The following is a 25,244-nucleotide window of genomic DNA, read 5'->3' on the forward strand; positions in this document are numbered from 1 at the left end:
GATTGCACGCATCGACTCATAAGGGACAGAACGGGTTTCGAAGTCCAAACCGTTCGTAAACGACACGCGCGGGTTGTCTCTACTTACCGAAAAGACCCGGCTTGTTGCTGCCTCCGTGGCTCACCCCGAAGTCGTAGGCGGACTCGGCGTGCTCGTGCTCGTCGAGACCGTCGGCTTCGTGTTGCGCGTCGGCGCGCACTCCCATGACAGCCTTGATCGCGAACGCGATGCCGGTGGTGACGACGGCGCAGTAGGCGAACACCGCAGCCACCGCGACCGCCTGTACCCACAGCTGATGCAGCCCGCCGCCGTACAACAGACCGTCCACCCCTGCCGGCATCTTCGCACTGGCCACGAGTCCGATCATCAGCGTGCCGACGATGCCACCGACGAGGTGCACACCGACGACGTCGAGCGAATCGTCGTAGCCGAAGCGGTATTTGAGGCCGATGGCCAGAGCACACAACGCACCCGACGCGATGCCGATCGCCGCGGCACCGATCGGGGTGACCGCCGTGCACGAGGGTGTGATGGCCACCAAACCGGCCACGACGCCCGAGGCCGCACCGAACGACGTCGCATGGCCGTCCCGCAGCTTCTCGACGACGAGCCACGCCGCCATGGACATCGCTCCTGCACCCATCGTGTTCACCAGAGCCACCGCGGCGACGCCGTCCGCGGCCAACGACGACCCCGCGTTGAACCCGAACCAACCGAACCACAGCAGCCCGGCTCCGAGCATGACGGCCGGAAGGTTGTGCGGGCGCATGGGATCTCGCGGCCAACCCCGCCGCTTGCCGACCACGAGCGCGAGAACGAGGCCGGCGACGCCTGCGTTGATCTCCACCGCAGTTCCGCCGGCGAAGTCGATGGCACCGAGCTTGTTGGTGATCCACCCACCGAACTCACTGGTGAGCCCGTCGAGCGAGAACACCCAGTGCGCCACCGGAAAGTAGACGAGTGTGGACCACAGCGCCGCGAACAGCACCCAGGGTACGAATCGCATTCGGTCTGCGACGGCGCCGGAGATCAGCGCCACCGTCACCATCGCGAAACCTGCCTGGAACGCCGCGAACACCAGCGCTGGAACGGTTCCCACCAACGGAATCGACACCGTCCCTGCGGCCGAGGTGTACACCCCGCCCAGCAGACCCTCGAAACCGGCGTACTGCAACGGGTTTCCGATCCACCCGCCGATCACGTTGTCGCCGAACACCATCGAGAATCCGAACGCCAACCACAGCAGCCACACCACTGCGATTGCCGACAAACTCATCATCATCATGTTCAGCACACTCTTCGAGCGCACCATGCCGCCGTAGAAGAAGGCCAGGCCGGGAGTCATCAACAGCACCAGCGCGGTACTGGTCAGCAGCCACGCCGTATCGCCCGCATCGGGCGCGCCGACGATCACCGTCCCACGAACTTCGGCTTGCGCTTCTCGGATCGTGCGCGGCGCGCTTCTTTCATGTCCTCGCTGCTCCACGCGGCCTCGAACGCAGCGACCTGCTCCGGCGTCGGAACATCCTGTGCTCCATCGTCGTTGAAGACGAGCTTGAGGTGACGCAACGCCAAAGGAGCGAGTTCGGTGATCGACTGCGCCCACTGTGTCGCGACGTCCAGGTCGCCGAGTTTGTTCGCCAGCCCGCAGGTGAACGCCTGCTCGGTGTACACCCGCTCACCGCCGAGCAGGATGGTGCGCGCAACACCTCCGCCCGCGAGCGAGGCCAACCGCCGGATGGTCCAGTTGCTGACCGCGATGCCGAGCCGGGTCGACGGTATTTCGAAGAAGCTCCCCGGCGCAACGACTCGCAGATCGCACGCGACAGCCAACTGTGTGCCGGCACCGACGGCCGGTCCGTTCACCGCGGCCACGACCGGAATCGAGGTCCGCTGGATTGCCGTCAGCATCTCTTCGAGGATCTGCCCGAAGTGCTCGGGAAACGCGTCCCCCGTCAGGTCTGCACCCGCACAGAAGCTGGTGCCCTGGCCGGTGACGACCACGACCCGCGCGCCGTCACGCTCGGCTTGTTCGACTCCGCGATGCACCGCCAGGCACAACTCGGAGTTCAACGCGTTCCGTCGATCCGGCCGCTGCAGTTCGAGGGTGACGACGTCGCCGTCACGAGAGAGTCCGATCACGAGAGCAGAGGTTACCCACCAGTACACAAAATGACAGTGCGGGGCCTGATCTACTGGTCTCCATGATCGACACTCGGGTCGCCGTCATCGGCGCCGGCCAAGCCGGACTCTCGGCCGGTTATCACCTGCACCGCACCGGACTCACCGCAGGCGAGGGCTTCGTGATGTTGGATCGCTCCCCCGGGCCGGGCGGCGCATGGCAGTTCCGCTGGCCCTCGCTGACGCTGAGCACCGTCAATGGCGTCCACGACCTGCCCGGTATGGCCTTCGCGGACACGCTCGGAGACGAGCCGGCCGAGACCATCGCCGCCGCCGACGCCGTCCCCCGGTACTACCGCGAGTACGAGGAACGCTTCGAACTGCATGTTCGACGCCCCGTCACGGTGACAGTCGTGTGCGATCGGGAACCCCGATTCCGAGTCGAAGCCGGCGAGACCGTCGTCATGGCCGAGGGGCTGATCAACGCAACCGGGACGTGGGAGAAGCCGTTCGTTCCGCACTACGACGGAGCCGAGACGTTCGCAGGCAGGCAACTGCACACCAAGGACTATCGGACGGCCGACGAGTTCGCAGGCAAGCACGTCGTGGTGGTGGGCGGCGGCATCTCGGCCGTCCAACTGCTCGACGAGATCTCACAGGTCACGTCCACGACATGGGTGACGCGTCGACCACCGGTGTTCCGGGACAGCGAATTCGACCACGATGCCGGCCGCAAAGCCGTCGCCATGGTCGAGGAACGTGTGCGGGCAGGCCTGCCACCCGGCTCGGTCGTCTCGGTGACCGGGCTGTTGCTCACGCCGTCGTTGGCTGCCGCCCGCGAGCGCGGGGCTCTGGAACGCAAGCCGATGTTCTCGTCCATCACGGAAGATTCCGTGATGTGGGAGGACGGGTCGAGTCAGCACGCCGATGTGATTCTGTGGGCCACCGGTTTTCGGAGCGCCCTCGACCACCTCGCTCCGCTGCGCCTGCGCGGACACGGCGGCGGAATCGTCATGGACGGCAGGCTCACGACCCGGGTCGCCGCGAACCATCGCGTCCACCTGCTCGGCTACGGGCCGTCCGCCAGCACGATCGGGGCGAACCGAGCCGGGCGAGCCGCGGTCACGGAGTTGCTGGAAACTCTGGGCTAGGAGAGCTGCTCGGTCACGAATTTCGCCAGCGCCCCCAACCGTGCACGGCTCGGCATCGAGGTCGGAACACCCAACGCATCCAAGGGAGCCGACGTCACCGGCCCGACGCAGATCGCGGCGACGGGGCCTCGAAGCGCGTCGAGGAAGGCGTCGAGCAGGCCGTTGTCCTTGGCGGTCGAGAGCAGGGACGCTACCGCGGGGGCGCTGGTGAACGTCACCGCGTCCACCCGATGGTCGATGACCTGTTCCAACAGGTCGACGAGTGGAGCCTGATCCGCGGGGCGAATCCAGCGGTACACCGGGATCGGTCGGACGTGCGCGCCGAGTCCCGCCAACGCATCGCTGAGGTGAATGGTCGGCTCCCACTCGGTGATCACCCCGTGCAGCTGAACTGCGATGTCCACCCCGGCAACACCCTCGGCCTCGAGATGATCGGAGACTTCCTGCGAGGCCTCGGTGGCCGGCGACCACTCCTCGCGGAGCCCCGTGCCACGAATTGCCCCGCGCGCCTTGGGACCTCGCGCAAGGATTCGAGTGTGACCCAGCGCTGTCACGAGTTCTTCGCGCATACCCCAGTCGGCGGCCGCGTCGAGCCAGCCCCGAAAACCGATGCCGGTACTGATCACGACGATCTGCGGTGGGCGTTGGACGATGCCCTCGGTGGCGGACCTCAGATCGGAGTCGTCGATCAGGGGCAGAACGTGAATCGCCGCGGCGTGAACGATGTTCGCGCCGCGGCGTTCGAGCATGGTGGCCAGTTCGTCTGCACGTCGCTCGGCAGTGAGGGCAACGGTCTTGCCTGCGAGCGAATCGGACATGGGTACAGACTAGGCCCCCGGTGTCAGCTGCTGAACTTGTCCGGGTCCGGGCCGGTGCGGCCGTCGGCGGAGTCCAGCGCGTTGATCTGCTGGATCTCGTCGTTGCTGAGCTCGAAGCCGAACACGTCGAAGTTGCTGGCGATGCGCTTCGGGGTCACCGACTTGGGGATCACCACGTTGCCGAGCTGAATGTGCCAGCGCAGGATGACCTGGGCCGGAGTGACGCCGTGCGCGTCGCCGATCTTCGCGAACACCGGCTCGTCGAGGATGGTGCCCGAGCCGAGCGGACTCCAGGCCTCGGTGGCGATGCCCTTCGAGGTGTGGAACGCGCGCAGCTCCTCCTGGATCAGCCGCGGATGCAGCTCGATCTGGTTGACCGACGGTGTCTCGCCTACCGCGTCGATGAGCTTCTCCAGGGTGGGGATGGTGAAGTTGGAGACGCCGATGGAACCGATGCGGCCGTCTGCCTTGAGCTTCTGAAATGCCTTGAACGTGTCGATGTACTTGTCGCGGTCGAGCTGCTGCCAGTGAATGAGGTACAGGTCGAGGTACTCGAGTCCGAGGCGATCCATGCTCGCGTCGAATGCCTTCAGAGTGGAGTCGTAGCCCTGATCGTCGTTCCACAGCTTGGTGGTGACGAACAGCTCGTCACGGGCGATGCCGGACTCTGCGATTGCGCGGCCGGTGCCGGTCTCGTTCTCGTACACCTTGGCGGTGTCGATGCTGCGGTAGCCGACCTCGAGCGCCTCGGTCACTGCGGCCTGGGCACCGTCGTCGGGAACCTGCCACACACCGAACCCCAGCTGGGGAATGGACGTGCCGTCGTTGAGCACGATGGTCGGGACAGTACTGGTCTCGGCTGAATACGTCATACGAATGGCAACGGTGGGTGGGGTGGTGTTGTTCCCGGGCAGGAGTGGAGCCTGCGGAACGACCAGAAGTCGCAGCTTAGAGTTTCGGTGTGACCGCAACGCTTCGTATCGATGATCTCGCCGCTTTCCACGGCGATCGAACCCTGTTCTCCGGACTCGATCTGACGGTTACCGAGGGTGATGTGATCGGGCTCGTCGGAGCGAACGGTGCAGGCAAGTCGACGTTGTTGACCCTGCTCGCGGGTGTGGGGACGGCCGATCACGAGGGTGAGATCTACACCAGCCCGCCCGACGCGACCGTCGGATATCTGGCGCAGGAGCCCGAGCGGATCGCCGGGGAGACGGTGTTGGACTTCCTCGGTCGGCGCACCGGGGTGACTGCGGCCGAATCGTCGATGAACGCCGCCGCCGAGGCTCTCGGTTCGAGTGATGACGACCTCTACACCCCGGCATTGGAGAAGTGGCTGGCACTCGGCGGCGCGGATCTGGCGGAGCGCACGGCGAAGGTGCTTGCCGATCTCGGTCTGGATGTCGACGGGTCTGCGCTGATGACGGCGCTGTCCGGTGGGCAGGCTGCCCGAGCGGGGCTCGCCGCGATTCTGCTCGCTCGCTACGACATCCTGCTGCTCGACGAGCCCACCAACGACCTCGATCTGGCGGGACTCGAGCAACTGGAGCAGTTCGTCGTCGCGACGCGGGCCGCGATCGTCGTCGTCAGTCACGATCGTGAATTCCTGGCACGGACGGTGACGGGCGTCGTCGAGCTCGATCGGGCGCAGCGTCGTATCGATGTGTACGACGGCAGCTACCAGTCCTATCTGGCGGAGCGCGAAATTGCGCGCCAGCACGCCAGGGAGAAGTACGACGAGTTCGCAGACACCAAGTCCGCGTTGGAGTCTCGCGCGCAGATGCAGCGAAACTGGATGGAGTCGGGGGTGCGTAATGCGCGCCGGAAGGCCACCGACAACGACAAGATCGCCCGCAAGACCCGCGCCGAGTCGACCGAGAAACAAGCAGCGAAAGCTCGTCAGACCCAGCGGCGCATCGAGCGACTCGAGGTGGTCGAGGAGCCGCGCAAGGAATGGGAGCTGCGGATGGAGATTGCGGCGGCTCCCCGCAGTGGCACTGTCGTCGCAGTTCTGGGCGGTGCCATTGTCCGGCGATCCGGGTTCACCTTCGGCCCGGTGACGACGCAGATCGAGTGGGGCGATCGAATTCTGATCACCGGACCGAACGGCTCCGGCAAGACGACGTTGTTGTCGGTACTACTGGGCCGGTTGGACCCGGACGAGGGCTCGGCATCGTTGGGTTCGGGTGTGGCGGTCGGTGAAATCGACCAAGCGCGAGCATATTTCGTCGGCGAGGGAACAGTGTCCGACGCCTTGAGCGCAGCGGTTCCCGAGTGGCCCGACGCCGAAGTCCGTACCCTGCTGGCCAAGTTCGGCCTCCGCGGCGACGATGCACTGCGGCCGGCGTCGTCTCTCTCGCCCGGTGAGCGAACCCGCGCGGCACTCGCGCTGCTGCAGGCCCGCGGCGTCAACCTGCTGGTACTCGACGAGCCGACCAACCACCTCGATCTACCTGCCATCGAACAACTCGAACGTGCGATGGAGAACTTCGAGGGAACACTGCTGCTGGTCACCCACGACCGCAGAATGCTCGACACTGTTCGCAGCACTCGCCACTGGACGATGAACGCTGGACAGCTGAGCGAGAAGTAGATCACACTGAATCGGGTGCAGCTGACTGCGGTGAGCGCGGTCAGCTGCACCCGATTCACATCAACTGAGGAGAATGTCGTTGACCTCGGCGGCAGGGTGCATCGGCAGCCCGTGGTGGGTGGCTGCGTCGAGTATCGAGATTCGCGCGTCAGGTAACACGGCTCGGACTGCCGCTTCGATGTGAGACGCTCTGTGCACCTTGCCTTCACCCGCCAACACGACTGTGGTGTCGACGTCGAATCCCTCGAACGCAGCGGGCTTCGGCCGCTTCGGAACAATGGTCTTTGCCGTCGGGAAATAAGCGGCTCCGAGAGCGAGGACGTCGAACCAGTCGGGATCCAAAGCCAGGCCATCGGTCTCCCACGCGACGAAGCGGCGCTGCCGGTTTTCGTTGGGCCGCAGCAGTATCGGTAGCGCATGCAGCAGGTACCGCGGACTCATGGAGCCGAAGCAGGCATTGGGATCGAGCAGAGTGAGCGCATCGATGCGGCTTTGATTGCGCAGGGTGTACGCCAGGGCGATCATCGCGCCGTAGGAATGTCCGCAGAGTGCCGCAGTTCGAAGGTCCAGTGCATCGAGAACCGCCGTCACCCAGTTCAGCAGCTCGTCCACGGAGTCGATGGACTGGTCACCTGGAACGCTGCGTCCGACGTCGCCCATGAGGTCGACCCCGTACAGCCGATATCGCTGCGAGAGTGCCTCGACGTTGGCGAACCACACGGTGGACGTGGCACCCGCCCCGGGGAGCAGCACCAGCGCCGGGCCGTCGACGGGTCCGCAGACGTTGATTCGTGTGGTGCCGTGCACCGTGTTCACGTCGATGGCTTGGGTATCGGCCGGCCACTTCTGCAGCACCCGGTCGTAGGCGGAGAAGAATTCGTCCAGCGACATTGCAACCCTCTATTCTCTCGATCATCGAGATAGTAGACAATGGAGAGACCGCTCGTCCAGCATCTTCCGAGGGATCAGCACATGACCGAACCTGTCGCCGCCGTGCATCAGCTGCGAGCACTCACCGTCGAGCTCGATCTCCTCGGCGCAGACTTCGCCCAGAAGCACTCACTTCACCCGACCGACATCCGCGCGCTGATCTGCCTGCTGGATGCGGACCGAGCCGGAACGCGTGCCACACCCGGCTGGCTCGGCGCGCAACTGGGTCTGGAATCGGCGTCTGTCACCGCCCTGATCGATCGAATGACCAAGCGAGAGTTGGTGCTACGCGAACCCGACCCATCCGATCGCCGGCGAGTACTGCTGCGTGTGACCGCGCATGCGTCGGAACTCGGCACGACGTTCTTCGGCCCCGTCATCGGTCGGGCCGTCGACGAACTCGCGCGCTTCACCCCCGATCAGCGGGCAACGATCGACGAGTTTCTGACGACGATGCGCGCCATCGTTGCCGACACCCGGGACCAACAGGCAACGTAGTCAACGAAAGCAATCTGTTATTAACCGTTGACAGATCGTTGGGTTTATACAACACTCCATTGTCATGAGCCCCGTCAAGCGCGGTACCGCGCTCCCGATCTTCAACAGGGTGGGTGTTCTGCGGGCAGAACGGAAGATGAGCCGCGCGCAACTGGCCGAACTCGTCGAAGTGAATCCCCAGACGGTGGGTGCCCTCGAACGAGGCGACCACTACCCGAGCCTCGACCTCGCGATGCGCATCTGCGACGTCTTCGATCTGCCGATCGAAGCAGTGTTCTCGCGCACCGAACTCGGACCACTCTCGGCCGAACTCTTCCGAAGGGAGAAGGATCGATGAACACGCCCAGCTCCGACCTCCTCACCCGCTACCAGGCGTATCGAACTCGACGATTCCTGGAGCACGACGCGAAAACCCGTCACTGGCTTCCGAACTGGCGCACCCAGAAACGTCGACGCGTACTCGCAGTCTCCGTGATGGCGTCCTTGCTCATCCTGCTGGTAGTTGCCGTGTGGTCACTGTTCTCCCGGTGGGCACCGATCGCATGGATCCCGGCCACTGTGATGTTTCTCGTCACGTGGACGATGTTGCAAACAGTGTCACGTCGGCACAGCGATGCACCGATGGGTGCACTCGACGAATGGGAAGTGCAGCAGCGCAACGAAGCACGCTCGATCGGTCTCACCGTCACTCAGGCCCTGGTGATGGTGGCAGTTCTGGTCCTGATCGTGCTGTCGGGAACGTATGACAACGAGAACCTGGCTTACGCCGGAGCTTTGTGGACGCTCGCTGCTCTGTTGGCCGGCGGATGCGCACCGGCAGCGATTCTCGCCTGGATCACCCCCGACCCCGAACTCGAAGACACCGAAGATTTCGACCCGAAGTAACGACCGAAAGGGCACCATGAGCACCCTCACGATCGACTCCGTTTCCAAGAAGTACGGCGACAAAATCGCCCTGGACAATCTCAGCTTCGACGTCCGGCCCGGCGAGCTGTTCGGCTTCGTCGGCAGCAACGGCGCGGGCAAGACCACCACGATGCGCATCGCGCTGGGAGTTCTGTCTGCAGATTCCGGCCAGGTTCTGTTGGGCGGCAAGCCCGTCGACCTCGACGTCCGCCGCACCATCGGCTACATGCCCGAGGAGCGCGGCCTGTACCCGAAGATGAAAGTCGGTCCGCAACTTGCGTACATGGCGGAGTTGCACGGACTGTCGTCCAAGGACGCGAAGGCAGCGGTGATTCGCTGGACCGAACGTCTGGGAATCGATCAGCGCGTCAACGACACTGTCGACGCATTGAGCCTGGGTAACCAGCAGCGCGTGCAGTTGGCGGCCGCGCTGGTGCACGATCCCGCAGTGCTGGTCTTGGACGAGCCGTTCTCGGGACTCGACCCCATCGCCGTCGACGTGATGAGCGAGGTTCTGCGCGAAAAGGCCGCTGCCGGAGTGCCGGTGGTGTTCTCGAGCCACCAACTCGATCTGGTGCAGCGCCTGTGCGACCGTGTCGGCATCATCGCTGCCGGCTCGATGAAGGCCGTCGGAACCGTCGACGAGCTACGCGGTTCGGGAGATGCGCAACTGCGCGTCCATGCACCGAACGCTGCCCCCGGATGGGCGTCGGGCATCGCCGGGGTGAGCACCCTCGGCCACAGCGACGGCGTCACAGTCCTGGGCTTGGCACCCGGGGCCGACGATCAAGAAGTCCTCCGAGCCGCACTGGCGACCGGTCCGGTACACGACTTCTCCATCCAGAAACCTTCCCTGAGCGACCTGTTCCGAGAGGCGGTAGTGGCATGAGCTCCCAACTGAACTCCTTCAGCGCAGTATCTTTGATAGCCAAGCGCGAGTTCACCGTTCAGGTGATGAAGAAGAGCTTCGTCATCAGCAACGTGATCATTCTCGCCGTCATCGTCGGCGGCATCATCGCGTTCTCGATCTTCTCCGGCAGCGGTGACGAAGAGCGCGACGTCGTCGGCGTCGCCGGAGACCAGTCCATCGCAGCCGTGGTGGAAGCAACCGGGGACGACGTCGGATCCCCGGTCGAGGTGCGCGAAGTCGCCGACGCGGCAGCCGCACGCAGCGGCGTCGAATCCGGGGATCTCGACGTGGCGCTGGTTCCGGACGGAACCGCGGGTGCGTACACCGCCGTCACCGAGTCCGATCTGACCGGAACGTTGAGAGCCGTCGTCGAAGGCAGTGTCGCGACGCAGGCAACGAATACTGCACTGGCGCAACAGGGTGTCGATCAGAACGAACTCGGGGCAGCGACGAGTGCCGCGACGGTCACCGTCGACGCAATCGATCCACCGGATCCCGAGGCCGGTCAGCGTACGGCTCTTGCCCTGTCCGCAGTGTTCCTGCTGTACGCACAGATCATCGGCTTCGGCATGTACGTCGCGATGGGCGTCGTCGAGGAAAAGTCCTCGCGTGTGGTCGAACTGTTGCTCTCCACCGTCCGCCCCCTGCAGTTGCTGTGGGGAAAGATCCTCGGTATCGGCGCGGTCGGCATCCTGCAGCTTGCTCTGTACGGAATAGCCGGTGTGGGAGCAGGATTGGGCACGGGGGTACTCACGATCACCGGTGCCGCGGTGAGCGTCTTCGCGGCAACGCTGGCGTGGTTCATCCTGGGGTTCGCCTTCTTCGCGGTGCTCTACGCCGCCGGCGGCTCGATGGTCTCGCGCCAAGAGGACGTCAACTCGACGACCATGCCGCTACTCATCCTGATCATGGCGATGTTCTTCGCGGCCTTCTATTCCGTCAGCGATCCGGAGAGCACCCTGGCCAACACCTTGAGCTGGATCCCCCCGTTCTCCGCCATCATGATGCCGCTGCGCATCGCTGCCGGGGTGACCTCACCGGTACAGATCGTCGGTTCGGCAGTCCTGATGGTGATCACCACCGCGATCCTGGCGATGGGCGCAGCGAAGATCTACCAGCGTTCCATTCTTCGGATCGGCAAGACCGTCTCGTGGAAGGAAGCGTTTGCTCGCTAGGGTTCGCTGCGTAGGCTCCCCGACATGCGCCCACGAACATCCGCCGCCGAGATTCTCGATTCCGTTCTCGACGGCGGATCGTTCGTGTCCTGGGACTCCACGCCGGTCGACGTTCACCCCAACGACTCCTATCAGCGCGACCTCACGAAGGCGCGGGAGAAGAGCGGGGTCGACGAGTCGGTGCTCACGGGCGAGGGCACCATCGACGGCCGGCGGGTGGTGATGATCGCGTGCGAGTTCGCGTTTCTCGCCGGTTCGATCGGCGTTGCGGCGGCCGAGCGCATCACCTCGGCCATCGAGCGCGCCACCGCGGAGGGCCTGCCGCTCATCGCCTCCCCCACCTCCGGCGGCACGCGCATGCAGGAGGGAACGTTGGCTTTTGTGCAGATGGTCAAGATCGCCTCCGCCGTCACCGCACACAAGGCGGCGCACCTGCCGTACCTGGTGTATCTGCGCAACCCCACGACCGGCGGGGTGTTCGCGTCCTGGGGATCGTTGGCGCACGTCACCGTCGCCGAACCCGGTGCGCTCATCGGATTTCTCGGTCCGCGGGTCTATCAGGCGTTGTACGACAAGCCCTTTCCGGACGGGGTGCAGACCGCCGAGAATCTCTACCAGCACGGCGTCATCGATGGCGTGGTGCCGTTGGATCACCTGCGCCACCTACTGATTCGCACACTTCGAGTGATCCTCGACGCCACCGTGTGGCCCGACCTCACCGACGACGTACAGGCCGAGATACCGGAGCAGTCTGCCTGGCATTCGGTGCAGTCGTCGCGTCGCGCGGACCGGCCCGGCATTCGGCAACTCATCGAACACGCTGCCAGCGAACACGTTCCACTGAGCGGCACCGGTCAGGGCGAGGCCGACACGTCGATCCTGCTGTTGCTGTGCCGAATCCGAGGGATCTCTTGCGTCCTGTTCGGCAACGACCGAAGCAGCAGCACCGCCACCGCCACCATGGGTCCGGCGGCACTGCGAGAAGCGCGACGCGGCATGCGCCTCGCCGAGGAACTGCGCCTACCGCTGGTGCTGGTGATCGACACCTTCGGGGCGGCACTGTCCAAGGAAGCCGAAGAAGGCGGCCTGGCACCCGAGATAGCGCGCTCGATCTCCGATCTCGTCACCGTCGATACCCCGACCGTCTCGGTTCTGCTCGGCCAGGGCACCGGCGGTGGAGCGCTCGCGCTTCTCCCCGCCGACCGGGTGCTGTGCGCCCAGAACGCCTGGCTAGCACCGCTTCCGCCCGAGGGTGCCAGTGCCATAGTGCACCGCGACACCGCTCACGCTCCGAATATGGCCGAGGCCCAAGGCATCAGGTCGGTCGATCTTCTGCGCGATGGCATCGTCGACGCCATCGTTCCCGAACTCCCCGATGCGGCCGACGAGCCCGCCGCGTTCTCCGGCCGCATCGCCGACGCCATCGTCCGGGAACTGCACGCGCTGTCGATCGTCGATCCCGCCACCCGGACTCGAAACCGACTCGGCCGCTACCGCAATCTCGGATAGAGCGGCTCCGCCGTGCGCCTGCGAGGTCACGAGCGCCAGCACGTCGCCGGCACGGAGATCGGCGGGCAACTCCACCGGACTGACGCAGCGTCGCCCCGGGCCGTGCACATCGACCTTGACCACCGCGCCCACCGAATGCCGGTTGACCACCACGGCCTGGCGCAGATCCCCGAACTCGGCGTCGACACCCACCTCACCGGCGATCACCGAACGCACCCGCGTCACCAGAATCGAGCCCCACTGCACCGGAGTGCCCTGCGCATCTGCCAGATCCTCCAACGCAACGCCGTCGACGGTGATGCGGCCGCACACACAGTGTGTGTCGGCAGGCCAGAGCGCTGGATCGCACCGCGCAACGTAGGCGGCACCGAGGGACGGAAGCATGTCGAGAAGTGTCATGAGAAGCAGTCTTGCGCCGCGCGGTGGCGTCGAACAGAGGTGTTGACGCAATCTTGACGGCACCGGCAGGAAATTTGACGACTTCGGCTCGCGATGCCCTCTACTGTACCCACTGGTACATTCAGTCGGGTGATTGCAGACGACGTCTACCGCCGCGGCCGAGCCGGCCTGCCCTCGTGGATCACCGATCACGACGGCCGCCGCACCGAACTTCCGATCGCGCGCTGGATGGGCGGAACCCATTCGACGATCGAAGACATCAGGGCGGACGAAGCCTCGATCGCTTTCTGCACCGGCCCCACCCTCGATCTCGGCTGTGGACCAGGGCGTTTGACCGAGGCTCTCACCCGCGCCGGCGTTCCCGCTCTGGGAGTCGATACGTCCTCGGTCGCTGTGGAGATGACGAACCATCGCGGCGGTCTCGCGTTGCAGCAGGACATCTTCTGCGCGATACCGGGCGCGGGCCAGTGGTCACACGTGCTGCTCGCGGACGGCAACATCGGCATCGGCGGTGACCCGGCTGCACTTCTGAGGACGGTTCGCTCGCTGCTGCACGAGACCGGCACGGCCGTCGTCGAAGTGGATTCCGCGTCGGGTGTCGACGATCGGAATCGAACGGTCCGGTGGGAAACCGACGACTGCGTGGGCGAATGGTTCACTTGGGCCAGCGTGGGCGCGAGCGCGCTGTACGCGCTGGCGGCCACGGCGGGCCTGCGGGTCCGCCGGACTGTCGAATCGAACGGACGAGTGTTCACCGAACTCGCTGTTCACAGCATCGACCGAGGAGTCGGAGACCCGTGAGCAAGGAACTGCCGAGAACAGCCAAGGGCAGACGAACCAGAGCGGTGATCGTCGATGCGGCCGCGTCGATGATGTACACGCACGGCGTCGCCGGAACGACTCTCGACGACGTACTCGCCGCGTCCGAAACCGGAAAATCGCAGCTGTACCACTATTTTTCCGACAAGTCGGACCTGGTCGAAGCCGTAATCGCACGTCAGCTCGAACGCGTCCTCGCCGCCCAGCCGCGCCTGGCCCACATCGACAGCCTCGAGGACATCGACGCATGGGCCGCCGAGATCGTCCGCAATCACGAACAACCAGGGGGCCCGTTCTCGTGCCCCCTCGGTTCGCTCGCCGCAGAACTCAAGAACGACCCGGCGTTCGTCCCCAGCCTCCATGCCGCGTTCCGACGCTGGGAACAACCGCTGGAACAGGGGCTTCGCCGCATGATCGACCGCGGGGAACTCGATGTGTCGACCGATCCGGCCGCTGCTGCCGCCACGCTGATCGCGTCGCTTCAAGGCGGAATGTTGATCGCGCGCATCGCGGGCGACGTGCACCCACTGCGCGACACTCTGGACGCCGCCGTAGCCGCAGTCCGTCGCCGTCGGACTCGACACTGACACCGACCCTGGCGAACGGGCCCGAAGTGCGCTAACCTCGACCTCACAGTTTGTACTAATAGGTACAAAATTGGAGACGGGAACCAGAATGCAGCGACTTCCCACGTTCCGCAGCCCGATCCGCGGCGTCTGGTTCACGTCGGTCCTGGCGTCCGTCCTGCTCGTCGCCCTGCCGATCGTGACGATCACCGGCTTCATCTCCTGGGCCGCATACGGCCCCCAGTTCGGCCAGGCCATGCCAGGCGACGTCGGGTGGCTGCGAATTCCCTCGTTCGATTGGCCGACCGAGCCCGCCTGGCTCTATCGACTCACCCAGGGCCTGCATGTGGGACTTGGACTGGTCATGGTGCCGATCGTGCTGGCCAAGCTGTGGTCGGTGATCCCGAAACTGATCGAGATGCCCCCGGTTCGCAGTGTCGCGCACCTTCTCGAGCGAATCTCGTTGCTGGCGTTGGTCGGTGGCATCCTCTTCGAGATCATCACCGGTGTGCTGAACATTCAGTACGACTACATCTTCGGCTTCAGCTTCTACACCGCCCACTACTGGGGCGCCTGGGTGTTCGTCGCCGGCTTCGTCGCCCACGTGGCGCTCAAGCTTCCGACCATGGTGACCGCGTTGAGAACGCGGCCGTTCCTGGAATTGATGCGCATTCGAGTCGCCGATACGGTGCCCGATGCCGACGACGAATCAGGTCTTGCTGCAACCGATCCCGCTCCGGCGACGATCAGCAGACGCGGAGCTCTCACACTCGTGGGCGGTAGCGCACTGTTCGTCGCGGTCCTCAGCGTTGGGCAGACGACGGGCGGACCACTGCGCTCGGCGGCGATCCTGCTGCCTCGCGGACGCTCGTACGGCGACGGCCCCAACGACTTCCAGATCAACCGCACCGCGGAGTCCGCAGGCGTCACCGATGCGCAGACAGGCGATGCGTGGCGGCTGACCGTACTGGCCGGCGGTACCGAGGTAGCACTCACCCGAGCTCAACTCGAGCAGATGGACCTGCACACCGTCGAACTCCCGATTTCCTGCGTCGAGGGCTGGTCGACGGTTCAGACGTGGACCGGAGTTCCGCTGCGAGATCTGGCGGCACTCGTGGGTGTCGATGCCGTCGATACCGGTGAGGTGCGGTCGCTCGAACCCGTCGGGTCGTTCAACCGCGTCACCTTCGGAGGACACCAGATGATGCATCCGGATTCGCTTCTCGCACTGAAAGTGAACGGGGCCGACCTGTCCCTCGATCACGGCTATCCCGCTCGCATCATGATGCCGGCGATACCCGGAGTGCACGCGACCAAGTGGATCGAATCCGTCGAATTCTTCGAGGAGCGAGCATGACGACGTTTCGAGCCAGGTACGGCGCAGGACCGCTGCATCTCGCGGTCACGGCCTGCTGCCTCGCCCTGGCCGGCGCGGTCGTCCTGACGATCGGCTTCCCGGCCCTGTGGAACACCGATACGTGGTGGCAGTCCATCGGCCTCTGGTTCGTCGGGGCAGCGGTGGTGCACGATGCGATCCTGTTTCCGCTGTACGCCGTGCTGGACCGGACGCTGGTCGCTCGTCTGGGCAGGTTCGTCAACGCGGTCCGCGTCCCCGCGCTCGGGACGGGATTGAGCCTGCTGCTGTTCGCACCGGGGATTTTCGCCCACGGGAGCGACACGTACGAGGCCGCCACGGGTCAGACACAGGAGCCGTACGCAATGCGATGGCTGCTGTTGGTAGCGGCGATGTTCGCGGTCAGCGCCGCGTTCTACGGCGGCCGCGAAATCCTCAGGCTGAGGCGTCGACGCGATCTTGACGTGCACCGGGCACGGTTGCACGCAACGACCGTCGGTCGACGGGATTCCGCCGGTCGTCGCCGGTAGTGCGCAACCCGGCCCGCACCACGCAGCCCCGAACTACGCTCCACAACATGAGTGGCGAGTATCGGCAGGCCTTCGAGGACAGTATCGACAACCGCGAGCAATTCTGGCTCGACGCCGCGGCGGGAGTCGACTGGGACACCCCTCCCACCAGCGCGTTCGACGGCACTCACTGGTTTCCCGAGGCCCGCCTGAACACCTGCTTCAACGCCTTGGACCGGCACGTCGACGCCGGACACGGCGACCGGACCGCGTTGATCTACGACTCGGCGATGCTCGGACTCAGCCGCAGCTACACCTACGCCGAACTTCTCGACCACGTCGCTCGATTCGCCGGTGTGCTGCGTGAGCAGGGCGTCGGACCGGGCGACCGCGTCGTGATCTACCTCCCGATGATCCCCGAGGCCGTCGTCGCGATGCTCGCGTGCGCTCGACTCGGCGCGGTGCATTCGGTGGTGTTCGGCGGCTTCGCAGCCAAGGAGCTGGCAGCGCGAATCGACGACGCCGAGCCGGTCCTGCTGATCACCGCCAGCGGCGGGTTCGAGCCGGGTCGCGTCATCGAATATCTGCCGCTGGTGCAGCGCGCCCTGACGCTGACGACCGCGAAGGTACCGGCGGTGATCGTCAAGACCCGCGAGGGAATCCCCGGCAGTCACGACTGGCTGGACTGGGACTCCCTCATCGCCGACGCCACCGCGGCACAACCGGTTTCGGTGCTGGCAACCGATCCGCTGTACATCCTCTACACCTCGGGTACGACCGGTAAGCCCAAGGGTGTGGTGCGCGACAACGGCGGTCATGCCGTCGCGTTGACGTGGTCGATGCGCAACATCTACGACGTGGGTGCCGGTCAGGTGATGTGGACCGCGTCCGACGTCGGCTGGGTCGTCGGGCACTCGTACATCGTCTATGCACCGCTGTTCGCCGGGGCCACAACGGTTCTGTACGAGGGCAAACCCGTCGGGACTCCCGATGCCGGCGCGTTCTGGCGGGTGATCCAGGATCATGGCGTCCGGGCCCTGTTCACTGCGCCGACTGCACTGCGCGCCATCCGCAAGGTCGATCCCCATGCGACCGAGCTCGAGAAGTACGACGTCTCGTCGCTCGAGACCCTGTTCGTCGCAGGTGAGCGTCTCGATCCCGATACGTACGAATGGATTTCGCGAACCCTGGACCGGCCCGTCGTCGACCACTGGTGGCAGACCGAAACCGGGTGGGCCATCTGCGCCAATCTTCGTGGTCTGGAACCACTTCCGATCAAGTCGGGATCGCCGACGGTGCCGGTGCCGGGGTTCCAGGTCGGTATCCTCGACGCCTCGGGCAATCCGGTGGACGCAGGCACCGAGGGCAACATCGTCGTGAAGCTGCCGCTGCCACCGGGTGCGTTGGTGGGGCTGTGGAACGACGAATCACGTTTCCAGCGTTCGTATCTGGACACGTTCCCCGGGTACTACCTCACCGGCGATTCGGGCTACATCGACACCGACGGCTACGTCTACGTCCTCGGCCGTAGCGACGACGTCATCAACGTCGCCGGCCACCGTCTGTCGACCGGGTCGATGGAAGCCGTGCTCGCCGGTCACCCCGCCGTCGCCGAATGCGCGGTGATCGGCATCCACGACGACCTCAAAGGCCAACGCCCCAGCGGGTACGTGGTGCTCAAGGCCGGCGAGCAGATCACCGAGGAACAGCTGCGCACCGAACTGGTGGCCATGGTCCGCGATCAGATCGGTGCCCTCGCGACGTTCCGCGATGTGACGATCGTCGGAGCGCTGCCCAAGACCCGCTCGGGCAAGATCCTGCGGAAAACCATGCGGCAGATCGTCGCCGGTGAGGAATACGGCGTGCCGTCGACCATCGAGGATCCGGCAGTCCTCGATGCGCTGGAGAAGTTGCTCGGCAGATAGGCGGCGGTAATACGAGCAACCATGGCCGAAACCCGCGCGCCACAGGAGTCTCCCGCGCGATAGCGTCGTCGACATGACAGATCTCGACACCCGTCCCGCGGTGGATTGGCTTGCGCTCGGAGCCGTCACCGTCACGGTGATCTCGTGGGCCTCGGCCTTCGTGGCGATTCGTGGCGTCGGCGAATCCTTCGGAGCCGGTCCGCTCGCATTGGGCCGGTTGCTCATCGGATCCGTCGCGCTCGGTGCGATCGTTCTGGTCAGAAGGCAGTGGGTCAAGCCGAACCGCACGCAGTGGCTGCAGATCATCAGCATCGGCGTGTTCTGGTTCGGCATCTACAACGTCGCCCTCAATGCCGCCGAGCAACGCGTCGACGCCGGCACGACGTCGATGATCATTCAGATCGGTCCGATTCTGGTCGCCCTGTTCGCGGGTCTGCTGCTGGGCGAGGGCTTTCCGAAGTGGTTGGTGATCGGAGCGGGCATCGCGTTCGCCGGAGCAGTGATGGTCGGTGTCGTCACAGCCGTCACCACCACGTCCACGACCAAGACAGACGCCGACTTCCTGGGCATCGCACTGTGTCTGGTCTCCGCGGTGACCTACGCCGTCGGAGTGCTCAGCCAGAAGCCGGTGCTGCGCACCATCCCCGGACTTCAGGTGACGTGGATGGCCTGCACCATCGGCGCAGTGTGCACACTGCCCTTCGCGCCTGCTCTGCTCGGCGACCTTTCCACTGCATCGGCGGGAGCCACCAGCGGATTGATCTACCTCGGCCTGGTACCGACGGCCCTGGCGTTCAGCACCTGGGCCTACGCGTTGACGCGAATGAACGCGGGCAAGCTCGGCATCACCACATATGCCGTTCCGCCGATCACCATCACACTGGCCTGGTTGCTACTGGGCGAGGTTCCGCATTACCTCGCCGTGGTCGGGGGCATGATCTGTCTGGTGGGAGTCGGGTTGTCCCGCAGAAGATAGGGGTCACTCCGCAGGCTCCGCTCGAGCGCTGAGTTCTCACAGCGCCTTGAAGCGCGCGATCGCAACTTCTCGCTCGTGTTTGTGGTCGACGATGGGCTCCACGTAGTCCTTGGGTCGCCCGAACTTCAACGTGTGCACGGCTTTTCCTTCTTCGCCACGTAGCTCCGGCACCCAGCGCCGCACGTAATCGCCGGTGGGGTCGAATTTCTCGCCCTGGGTGATGGGGTTGAACACGCGGAAGTACGGCGAGGCGTCGGTGCCCGTTCCGGCGGTCCACTGCCAGCCGTGCTGGTTGTTGGCCAGATCGCCGTCCACGAGATGCTGCATGAAGTAGCGCGCACCTCGCCACCACGGCAGGTGCAGATCCTTGACGAGGAACGATGCGACGATCATGCGGACTCGGTTGTGCATCCACTTCTCCGAGTTCAACTGCCGCATACCGGCATCGACGATCGGGAAGCCGGTCTCGCCCTTGCACCAGGCCTCGAACAACTCGTCGGCGTGCTTGCCCGAGTCGATCTCGATCTTGTCGAACTTCTTGACGTAGTTCTCTCGGGCGCTGTCGGGGCGCTGGAACAGGATGTCGGCGTAGAAGTCTCGCCAACAAATCTGCCTGCGATACGACGCTGCCCCTTCGCTGCGCAGCTTGCCGAGGTCGGCCAGCATCGTTCGTGGATGAATGGTTCCGTACTTCAGATGCACCGACATCCGGCTCGTCGAGTCGAGGTCGGGACGATTGCGCTCGTCGTCGTACGCCGAGACCTCCTCGAGGAATTCCTTCCACTGCTTCGACGCAGCCTTCTCACCGGCTGCCGCGTCGGACGCCTCTTTCTCGGTGGGAATCTTCGCCCGCCGAACGCCTTTCACCTCGTCCGGGTCGATCCATTCCACGGTCTTCGCGGACGTGTCGGCCGGTCCGCGCCACCCGTGCTCCAGCCATTGCCGGGAGTACGGCGTGAACACCTTGTACGGTTCGCCGTCAGTCTTGGCGATCCGCCCGGGTGCGATCGCGTACGGGGACCCGGTCTCGACCAGGGTCACCTTCTCGCCGACGCGCTTGTCTCGGTCGCGTCCGTACGGGCCGTAATCGGCGCTGATGTGTACGTCCTCGGTGCCGATCGCCTTCGCGACCTTGGGGACCACGGTCTCGGGGTCGCCGTGCACCACCATCAACCGGCCGTCGAGTTGCTCGTTCAATGCTTCGAGCGAACGGAACAGAAAATCCTTGCGCGGCCCGCCCGAGGGCTTCAGTAGACGGTCGTCCAGTACGAACAGCCCGAGCACCGGATCTCCGGACTCGGCAGCGGCGGTGAGTGTGGGCAGATCCCCCAGACGGAGATCACGGCGAAACCATACGAGCGACATGGTTCCAGTCTTACCCACCGACGCGGTCGGCAATCACAGCCCGCTCTCGGCCGAACTCTCAGAGAACCGCCAACGATGGCTCACCATGGCCGCAACATGGGGCTCTACCTTGGGAAACACAGAAGAGAAAAGGAGAACATCATGACGAACACACGCCCCTTCCCCGGCGCTCTTTCCCTGGTGGACAGCACCTGCACCTTCGAGAAGTACTACGAGCAGCTCTACGCCAAGGCACCTGCACTCGCCTGGTCACTCGATGCCGACACCGGCCGCCGCAGTGCTCTCGAGGAGTTCTTCGCCAAGACGCCTGCAGAACGCCGAAGCACCGTCGACAGCTGGGTTGCATAACATTGGAACGGTGACCGAATCGTCGAGTGCCCCCGCCACCGTCCTCGTCGTCGACGACGATGTCGACGTGCTGTCGTCGCTGCAACGCGGACTGCGCCTGTCCGGGTTCACCGTCATCACCGCATCCGACGGCGCGGAGGCGCTCGGCGTGGTGTCGCGATCGATGCCCGACGCCATCGTGCTCGACATCAACATGCCGGTACTCGACGGCGCGAGCGTGGTGACCGCGTTGCGCGCCATGGGAAACGACATCCCGATCTGCGTGCTCAGTGCCCGCAGCTCGGTGGACGATCGCATCGCCGGGCTCGAATCCGGTGCCGACGACTACCTCACCAAACCGTTCGTGCTGGCCGAGCTGGTCGCACGGATTCGCGCCATGCTGCGTCGTCGCGGCACCGGTCCGGTTGTGCCGGTTGCAGATTCGGGCGCGCCGAACTCGGCCGTCGCCATCGGAACCCTGGTGGTGGACATCCCCGGCTATCGCGTCCACCGCGGCGGAGCCGACATCGATCTGACCAAACGCGAGTTCGAGTTGCTCGCGATTCTGGCCCGCAACAAGGGCGTCGTCCTCACGCGTGAACGACTGCTCGAGCTGGTGTGGGGCTACGACTTCGTCGCCGACACCAACGTCGTGGACGTGTTCGTCGGATATCTGCGACGCAAACTCGAGGCCGACGGTTCGCCGCGCATCCTCCACACGGTTCGCGGAGTCGGCTTCGTCGTCCGGGACGCCGCATGAGCTTCTCTCTGCGCGCCCGCGTGGCCGCCGCCACGACCCTCGGTGCCACCCTCGTCGTCGCCGCACTCTCGGTGGTCACCTCGGTCGCTATTTCGCGCAACAACGTCAACCAGCTCGACGAGCGGCTGACGACGGCGTCTCAGGTGCTGATCCCGACCTCGACGACGCTGGAGGCGTTCCTCGATCAGCTCTCCGGCGCGTTCGCCGTCACCATTCGCAGTGGCGACATCGTCGTCGCGTCCACTCCGACACGGCTGCCCGCGCTCGAGACCGGGTCGCAGACCGTCGACGTCGACGGGCAACGCTTCCGGGTCTACACCGCCGTTTCGACCGCGGTGTCGTCCATCTCGATTTCCATCGGCGTGCCTGCCATCGAAGCGCAACAGGTCACCGACGAACAGCAGCGGCAAGTGATTCTGCTCGGACTCGCTGCGATCGCAGTGTCCACCGGCCTGGGCTGGCTCTTCGGTGGCAGAGCCGTCAAACCGTTGGTGACCTTGACCCGGCAGGTCAGCGCGCAACCACCGACCGCGCCCGAAACCCGCACCGGTGTCACCGAAGCCGATGCTCTCGCGGTCGCCATCGGCGGCATGTTGACCAGACTGAACGAAGCACAGGACCGCACCAATGCCGCGCTCGACACCGCACGCGACTTCGCGGCCGTCTCCGCACACGAGCTGCGAACCCCACTGACTGCGATGCGCACCGACATCGAGGTGCTCAGAACTCTCGACCTCGAGCCGGCGCAGCAGCAGGAGATTCTGGGAGATCTCGAGCGGACGCAGGGTCGAGTGGAGACAACCCTGACCGCCCTGGAACGACTCGCGTCGGGCGAATTGTCCAGTGAGGGCGACAGAGTCGAGACCGACATCATCGACGTCTGCGACGTCGCAGCCCAGGATGCGCAACGACTGCATCCGGGACTCGACATACGCGTGGAGTACGCCGCCGACTCCGAGATCACGATGCGCGCACTGCCGACCGGTCTTCGGCTGGCCGTCGACAACGTGATCGGCAACGCCGTTCGACACGGCAACGCGACGTCGATCGTCATCACCGCCGAGCGCGAGGGCAAGACGGTACGTGTCCTGATCGACGACAACGGATCCGGCGTTCCCCTCGACGAACGCGAGACGGTGTTCGGCCGGTTCGAGCGCGGCACCCGAGCCGCCAAGGGCGGCTCCGGGCTCGGCCTGGCATTGGTGGCGCAGCAGGCCGAATTACACGGTGGGCGTGTCTACTTCACCGACAGCCCGCTCGGCGGTGCCCGATTGGTGCTGGAGCTGCAGGACAGCTGAAGTTCGGCAGTCTTTACGCGGGAGAAACCTGCGGGCCCATCCGAGCCGTGGATCATGTACCCATGCACACGTTGTCGGATTTCTTCGTCCCCACCATCGACATCTCGCCGTACGTTCTGGGTGATGCCACCCCGACAGGCGACGGGACTGCCCGACGCAGCGTCGCGGCGGACGTCGACTATGCCTGCAGCACAGTCGGTTTCATGCAGATTCTCGGGCACGGCATTCCCGAGGACACCGTGGCCGGACTCGCGTCGGCGATGGATTCGTTCTTCGGGCTCGACCTGGCGACGAAGCGAACCTACATCTGCCCACCCGAAGTGAATCGGGGATACACCGCTCCGAAGAGCGAATCGCTGAGCCTGAGCCTGGGAGTCGAATCGGCGTCGGGCATGAACGATTACTTCGAGGCCTTCAACGTCGGCACCGGAGAACCGAACACCTGGCCCGACTCCTCGAAGTTCCAGCGCGCCGTCGACGAGTATTTCGCCGAGGCAGCACGCGTAGCCCGGACGCTGACCACAGTGTTCGCCGACGCACTCGGCGTGTCACCGAATACGTTCTCCGACATCACCGGTCGATCGCTCGATACCCTGCGGATGAACAACTACGCGCTCGAACCCGGCATGCATGTGCCGGATGCCGAGCTCACCGGGATGAGCGAACACACCGACTACGGATTGGTGACGGTGCTGTGGGCCGATCGAGTGCCCGGCCTGCAGGTTCTCGGAACCGACCGACGGTGGCACGACGTGCAACCCGCCGACGGAGCCATGTTGGTGAACCTGGGAGATCTGACGGCCCGACTGACCAACGATCGCTGGATGTCGACGCTGCATCGGGTCCGTCCGCCGATCACCGACGGGACGATCCAGCGCAGGCGATCTGCCGCGTTCTTCCACGACGGCAACCTCGACGCGGTGATCGCGCCACTGCCGTCGTGCATCGAGCCCGGTGACGTGGCCCGGTACGAGCCGGTGACGGTAGCCGGGCACATTCACGCCAAGCTCGCGGGTTCCCGAGAGGGAACTGCCAATCCCGCGGCAACCCGCGAAGCCGAGCGGGTACGCAATGCCGTTGGCGGCCCTGCAGTTATTTGACGTCGAGCAGATCGATGACGAACACGAGGGTCTTGCCGGAAAGACGGTGTCCTGCACCGGCGGGACCGTAGGCGAGCTCCGGCGGAATGGTGAGCTGACGACGTCCGCCGACCTTCATTCCGGGAATGCCGTCCTGCCAGCCCTGGATCAGTCCGCGCAGCGGGAACTGGATGGACTCGCCGCGGTTCCAGGAGGAGTCGAACTCTTCTCCCGAATCGAACTCGACGCCGACGTAGTGCACCTCGACGGTGCCACCGGCCACTGCCTCTGCGCCGTCACCCTCGACGAGGTCGACCGTCACCAGGTCCAAGGGCGCCGGTCCGGCCTGAAATTCGATCACTGGCTTCGTCACTGAAGTCTCCTGCGGTTGATGCCGGCCCGCCGACGCCGGCTGTCTATCTCTGGGCATATACCGCTTCGACCATACGTCGTGACGCTCAGCCGATCGGAGCTGGCATCAATATCGTCTTGTATTCGCAGGTCAGAGTATTGCCGGTGGCGGGGTCGGTCATCTCGACCTTCCAGGCGTCGGAGAACTGATTCACCCCGTGGTGCATCGAGATGGTGCCCGAGATCAAAACCGTTCCACGCGAGAACAAGCCACGCTCGGTCAGCACATCGAGCCAATACTGCGGCGCGAGAAGATCACCGAGCGTTCCGGTCTGGATGAGTGTGCCGTCGGCCCAGGCGGTCAACGTGATCTCGTCGAGTCGATCGGCCACCTCGGACAACCGCCACGCGCCGGTGCCCAGCACGTCGGGAGCGGCGTTCTTGCTCCACGCGACGCTGTGAACCTCCAGGTCACGGTCGGTGTGATCGCACGCCACCGTGAGCAGCACGTCGTCGATCGTGTCGCCGAGGATCACCAGAGCCCACTCCGCCTCGCCCGAGGTGCGACCGTGTTGGACGGCGACGGAATCGGTCTGCTGCGCCAGATACGGCGAGATGGGGTACAGCGCCGGGGTCACAGTCGGAGCCGGGACACCCAGTTCGGCCAGCTCCGCGATGTGCGACGCCACCTCGTCCTGGTTGCGTCCGGCATATCCCGCATTGAGCAGGGCGGTCACCTCGAGCGATTCGGTCGAGCCGTCGGGCAGCGTGAACGTGAGCATCAGTAAGGACCCTCTCCTCGTAAATTTTCTGTTTCCGATACGCCGAAAGCCTTGCGCATACGTCTTGTATACAGCAAGTATGGAGCACGTACAACGGATAGCGTGATCCCAGGCACACGAAGG

General features: G+C 65.0%; 26 protein-coding genes. 18 read left to right on the forward strand and 8 right to left on the reverse strand.

Features of this window, described 5'->3' with window-relative positions; genetic code table 11:
* Positions 1 to 79: 79 nt before the first annotated feature.
* Both CH291_RS03455 and CH291_RS03460 read right to left on the reverse strand, forming a co-directional pair.
* Complete coding sequence (locus tag CH291_RS03455; RefSeq protein ID WP_068051099.1) at positions 80 to 1,414, reverse strand: ammonium transporter; 1,335 nt, start codon at positions 1,412 to 1,414, stop codon at positions 80 to 82.
* Positions 1,411 to 2,142, reverse strand: coding sequence for an enoyl-CoA hydratase (locus CH291_RS03460; RefSeq protein ID WP_094686727.1), 732 nt, complete (start codon positions 2,140 to 2,142; stop codon positions 1,411 to 1,413). The genes CH291_RS03455 and CH291_RS03460 overlap by 4 nt, the downstream gene beginning before the upstream one ends.
* Before the next feature lie 62 nt (positions 2,143 to 2,204).
* Here CH291_RS03460 and CH291_RS03465 point away from each other — a divergent pair, with 62 nt between their 5' ends.
* The gene (locus tag CH291_RS03465) at positions 2,205 to 3,272 is read left to right on the forward strand and encodes an NAD(P)-binding domain-containing protein (RefSeq protein ID WP_094686728.1); all 1,068 of its coding nucleotides are present in this window, start codon (positions 2,205 to 2,207) and stop codon (positions 3,270 to 3,272) included.
* Here the strand turns inward: CH291_RS03465 and CH291_RS03470 are convergent.
* Together CH291_RS03470 and CH291_RS03475 are read right to left on the reverse strand one after the other, a co-directional pair.
* Complete coding sequence (locus CH291_RS03470; RefSeq protein ID WP_094686729.1) at positions 3,269 to 4,090, reverse strand: uroporphyrinogen-III synthase; 822 nt, start codon at positions 4,088 to 4,090, stop codon at positions 3,269 to 3,271. The two genes, CH291_RS03465 and CH291_RS03470, sit on opposite strands and share 4 nt — an antisense overlap.
* A 23-nt stretch (positions 4,091 to 4,113) precedes the next feature.
* A complete protein-coding gene (locus tag CH291_RS03475; RefSeq protein WP_094686730.1) occupies positions 4,114 to 4,962 on the reverse strand; it encodes an aldo/keto reductase in 849 nt (282 codons plus the stop codon).
* Positions 4,963 to 5,051: 89 nt separating this feature from the next.
* On the opposite strand from CH291_RS03475, the gene CH291_RS03480 reads away from it, so the two are divergent.
* Entirely contained in the window at positions 5,052 to 6,683 is a 1,632-nt protein-coding gene (locus tag CH291_RS03480) for an ABC-F family ATP-binding cassette domain-containing protein (RefSeq protein WP_094686731.1), read from the forward strand.
* A 60-nt stretch (positions 6,684 to 6,743) separates the two neighbouring features.
* Here CH291_RS03480 and CH291_RS03485 read toward each other — a convergent pair whose 3' ends face one another.
* Complete coding sequence (locus CH291_RS03485; protein WP_094686732.1) at positions 6,744 to 7,574, reverse strand: alpha/beta fold hydrolase; 831 nt, start codon at positions 7,572 to 7,574, stop codon at positions 6,744 to 6,746.
* A gap of 81 nt (positions 7,575 to 7,655) precedes the next feature.
* Between CH291_RS03485 and CH291_RS03490 the strand changes: the two genes are divergently transcribed.
* The 12 genes from CH291_RS03490 (at position 7,656) to CH291_RS03550 (ending at position 19,159) form a co-directional block, all read left to right on the forward strand.
* Complete coding sequence (locus tag CH291_RS03490; protein WP_094686779.1) at positions 7,656 to 8,111, forward strand: MarR family winged helix-turn-helix transcriptional regulator; 456 nt, start codon at positions 7,656 to 7,658, stop codon at positions 8,109 to 8,111.
* Positions 8,112 to 8,175: 64 nt separating this feature from the next.
* The gene (locus tag CH291_RS03495) at positions 8,176 to 8,448 is read left to right on the forward strand and encodes a helix-turn-helix transcriptional regulator (RefSeq protein WP_032372936.1); all 273 of its coding nucleotides are present in this window, start codon (positions 8,176 to 8,178) and stop codon (positions 8,446 to 8,448) included.
* Positions 8,445 to 8,996, forward strand: a complete 552-nt coding sequence (locus CH291_RS03500; RefSeq protein WP_094639488.1) for a hypothetical protein — start codon at positions 8,445 to 8,447, stop codon at positions 8,994 to 8,996. Before CH291_RS03495 ends, CH291_RS03500 begins: the two co-directional genes overlap by 4 nt.
* A 16-nt stretch (positions 8,997 to 9,012) precedes the next feature.
* Positions 9,013 to 9,906 carry an ABC transporter ATP-binding protein gene (locus CH291_RS03505; RefSeq protein WP_094686733.1) on the forward strand — a complete coding sequence of 298 codons (894 nt, stop codon included), beginning with the start codon at positions 9,013 to 9,015 and terminating at the stop codon, positions 9,904 to 9,906.
* Positions 9,903 to 11,102 (forward strand): ABC transporter permease, encoded by a 1,200-nt coding sequence (locus tag CH291_RS03510; protein WP_094686734.1) that lies wholly within the window; start codon positions 9,903 to 9,905, stop codon positions 11,100 to 11,102. Before CH291_RS03505 ends, CH291_RS03510 begins: the two co-directional genes overlap by 4 nt.
* 24 nt (positions 11,103 to 11,126) lie before the next feature.
* On the forward strand, positions 11,127 to 12,611 hold the full coding sequence (locus CH291_RS03515) for a carboxyl transferase domain-containing protein (RefSeq protein WP_094686735.1): 1,485 nt from the start codon (positions 11,127 to 11,129) through the stop codon (positions 12,609 to 12,611).
* Between the two features lie 528 nt (positions 12,612 to 13,139).
* Positions 13,140 to 13,811, forward strand: coding sequence for a class I SAM-dependent methyltransferase (locus tag CH291_RS03525; protein WP_256980712.1), 672 nt, complete (start codon positions 13,140 to 13,142; stop codon positions 13,809 to 13,811).
* On the forward strand, positions 13,808 to 14,416 hold the full coding sequence (locus tag CH291_RS03530) for a TetR/AcrR family transcriptional regulator (protein ID WP_179276421.1): 609 nt from the start codon (positions 13,808 to 13,810) through the stop codon (positions 14,414 to 14,416). Before CH291_RS03525 ends, CH291_RS03530 begins: the two co-directional genes overlap by 4 nt.
* Positions 14,417 to 14,504: 88 nt before the next feature.
* On the forward strand, positions 14,505 to 15,752 hold the full coding sequence (locus CH291_RS03535) for a molybdopterin-dependent oxidoreductase (RefSeq protein ID WP_094686781.1): 1,248 nt from the start codon (positions 14,505 to 14,507) through the stop codon (positions 15,750 to 15,752).
* A complete protein-coding gene (locus tag CH291_RS03540) occupies positions 15,749 to 16,279 on the forward strand; it encodes a hypothetical protein (RefSeq protein ID WP_256980713.1) in 531 nt (176 codons plus the stop codon). Before CH291_RS03535 ends, CH291_RS03540 begins: the two co-directional genes overlap by 4 nt.
* Before the next feature lie 47 nt (positions 16,280 to 16,326).
* Positions 16,327 to 18,183, forward strand: coding sequence for a propionyl-CoA synthetase (locus CH291_RS03545; protein ID WP_068047755.1), 1,857 nt, complete (start codon positions 16,327 to 16,329; stop codon positions 18,181 to 18,183).
* A 73-nt stretch (positions 18,184 to 18,256) separates the two neighbouring features.
* On the forward strand, positions 18,257 to 19,159 hold the full coding sequence (locus tag CH291_RS03550) for a DMT family transporter (RefSeq protein WP_068047735.1): 903 nt from the start codon (positions 18,257 to 18,259) through the stop codon (positions 19,157 to 19,159).
* Between the two features lie 36 nt (positions 19,160 to 19,195).
* Here CH291_RS03550 and CH291_RS03555 read toward each other — a convergent pair whose 3' ends face one another.
* A complete protein-coding gene (locus CH291_RS03555; RefSeq protein WP_068047738.1) occupies positions 19,196 to 20,524 on the reverse strand; it encodes a cryptochrome/photolyase family protein in 1,329 nt (442 codons plus the stop codon).
* A gap of 141 nt (positions 20,525 to 20,665) precedes the next feature.
* On the opposite strand from CH291_RS03555, the gene CH291_RS03560 reads away from it, so the two are divergent.
* From CH291_RS03560 to CH291_RS03575, 4 genes are all read left to right on the forward strand, one after another.
* Positions 20,666 to 20,872, forward strand: coding sequence for a hypothetical protein (locus CH291_RS03560; RefSeq protein ID WP_068047758.1), 207 nt, complete (start codon positions 20,666 to 20,668; stop codon positions 20,870 to 20,872).
* 10 nt (positions 20,873 to 20,882) lie between these two features.
* Complete coding sequence (locus CH291_RS03565; protein ID WP_068047741.1) at positions 20,883 to 21,611, forward strand: response regulator transcription factor; 729 nt, start codon at positions 20,883 to 20,885, stop codon at positions 21,609 to 21,611.
* Complete coding sequence (locus tag CH291_RS03570) at positions 21,608 to 22,909, forward strand: sensor histidine kinase (RefSeq protein WP_179272084.1); 1,302 nt, start codon at positions 21,608 to 21,610, stop codon at positions 22,907 to 22,909. The genes CH291_RS03565 and CH291_RS03570 overlap by 4 nt, the downstream gene beginning before the upstream one ends.
* 62 nt (positions 22,910 to 22,971) lie before the next feature.
* Complete coding sequence (locus CH291_RS03575; RefSeq protein WP_094686737.1) at positions 22,972 to 24,009, forward strand: isopenicillin N synthase family dioxygenase; 1,038 nt, start codon at positions 22,972 to 22,974, stop codon at positions 24,007 to 24,009.
* On the opposite strand, the gene CH291_RS03580 is transcribed toward CH291_RS03575, so the two are convergent.
* Positions 24,002 to 24,361: an FKBP-type peptidyl-prolyl cis-trans isomerase gene (locus tag CH291_RS03580; RefSeq protein ID WP_032377394.1), complete on the reverse strand. Its 360-nt coding sequence runs from the start codon at positions 24,359 to 24,361 to the stop codon at positions 24,002 to 24,004. The two genes, CH291_RS03575 and CH291_RS03580, sit on opposite strands and share 8 nt — an antisense overlap.
* An 85-nt stretch (positions 24,362 to 24,446) precedes the next feature.
* Complete coding sequence (locus CH291_RS03585) at positions 24,447 to 25,121, reverse strand: DUF2848 domain-containing protein (RefSeq protein WP_094669767.1); 675 nt, start codon at positions 25,119 to 25,121, stop codon at positions 24,447 to 24,449.
* Positions 25,122 to 25,244: the final 123 nt, after the last annotated feature.

Source organism: Rhodococcus sp. 14-1411-2a, assembly GCF_002259485.1.
Taxonomy (GTDB): domain Bacteria; phylum Actinomycetota; class Actinomycetes; order Mycobacteriales; family Mycobacteriaceae; genus Rhodococcoides.

What these genes read in the sequence shown, in the direction of transcription:
- CH291_RS03575 (WP_094686737.1), top strand. Translation starts at nt 22,972, where the DNA reads ATGCACACGTTGTCGGATTTCTTCGTCCCCACCATCGACATCTCGCCG.
- CH291_RS03465 (WP_094686728.1), top strand. Translation starts at nt 2,205, where the DNA reads ATGATCGACACTCGGGTCGCCGTCATCGGCGCCGGCCAAGCCGGACTC.
- CH291_RS03570 (WP_179272084.1), top strand. Translation starts at nt 21,608, where the DNA reads ATGAGCTTCTCTCTGCGCGCCCGCGTGGCCGCCGCCACGACCCTCGGT.
- CH291_RS03585 (WP_094669767.1), bottom strand. Translation starts at nt 25,121, where the DNA reads ATGCTCACGTTCACGCTGCCCGACGGCTCGACCGAATCGCTCGAGGTG.
- CH291_RS03500 (WP_094639488.1), top strand. Translation starts at nt 8,445, where the DNA reads ATGAACACGCCCAGCTCCGACCTCCTCACCCGCTACCAGGCGTATCGA.
- CH291_RS03470 (WP_094686729.1), bottom strand. Translation starts at nt 4,090, where the DNA reads ATGTCCGATTCGCTCGCAGGCAAGACCGTTGCCCTCACTGCCGAGCGA.
- CH291_RS03555 (WP_068047738.1), bottom strand. Translation starts at nt 20,524, where the DNA reads ATGTCGCTCGTATGGTTTCGCCGTGATCTCCGTCTGGGGGATCTGCCC.
- CH291_RS03560 (WP_068047758.1), top strand. Translation starts at nt 20,666, where the DNA reads ATGACGAACACACGCCCCTTCCCCGGCGCTCTTTCCCTGGTGGACAGC.
- CH291_RS03505 (WP_094686733.1), top strand. Translation starts at nt 9,013, where the DNA reads ATGAGCACCCTCACGATCGACTCCGTTTCCAAGAAGTACGGCGACAAA.
- CH291_RS03550 (WP_068047735.1), top strand. Translation starts at nt 18,257, where the DNA reads ATGACAGATCTCGACACCCGTCCCGCGGTGGATTGGCTTGCGCTCGGA.
- CH291_RS03540 (WP_256980713.1), top strand. Translation starts at nt 15,749, where the DNA reads ATGACGACGTTTCGAGCCAGGTACGGCGCAGGACCGCTGCATCTCGCG.
- CH291_RS03515 (WP_094686735.1), top strand. Translation starts at nt 11,127, where the DNA reads ATGCGCCCACGAACATCCGCCGCCGAGATTCTCGATTCCGTTCTCGAC.
- CH291_RS03510 (WP_094686734.1), top strand. Translation starts at nt 9,903, where the DNA reads ATGAGCTCCCAACTGAACTCCTTCAGCGCAGTATCTTTGATAGCCAAG.
- CH291_RS03545 (WP_068047755.1), top strand. Translation starts at nt 16,327, where the DNA reads ATGAGTGGCGAGTATCGGCAGGCCTTCGAGGACAGTATCGACAACCGC.
- CH291_RS03475 (WP_094686730.1), bottom strand. Translation starts at nt 4,962, where the DNA reads ATGACGTATTCAGCCGAGACCAGTACTGTCCCGACCATCGTGCTCAAC.
- CH291_RS03495 (WP_032372936.1), top strand. Translation starts at nt 8,176, where the DNA reads ATGAGCCCCGTCAAGCGCGGTACCGCGCTCCCGATCTTCAACAGGGTG.
- CH291_RS03485 (WP_094686732.1), bottom strand. Translation starts at nt 7,574, where the DNA reads ATGTCGCTGGACGAATTCTTCTCCGCCTACGACCGGGTGCTGCAGAAG.
- CH291_RS03535 (WP_094686781.1), top strand. Translation starts at nt 14,505, where the DNA reads ATGCAGCGACTTCCCACGTTCCGCAGCCCGATCCGCGGCGTCTGGTTC.
- CH291_RS03490 (WP_094686779.1), top strand. Translation starts at nt 7,656, where the DNA reads ATGACCGAACCTGTCGCCGCCGTGCATCAGCTGCGAGCACTCACCGTC.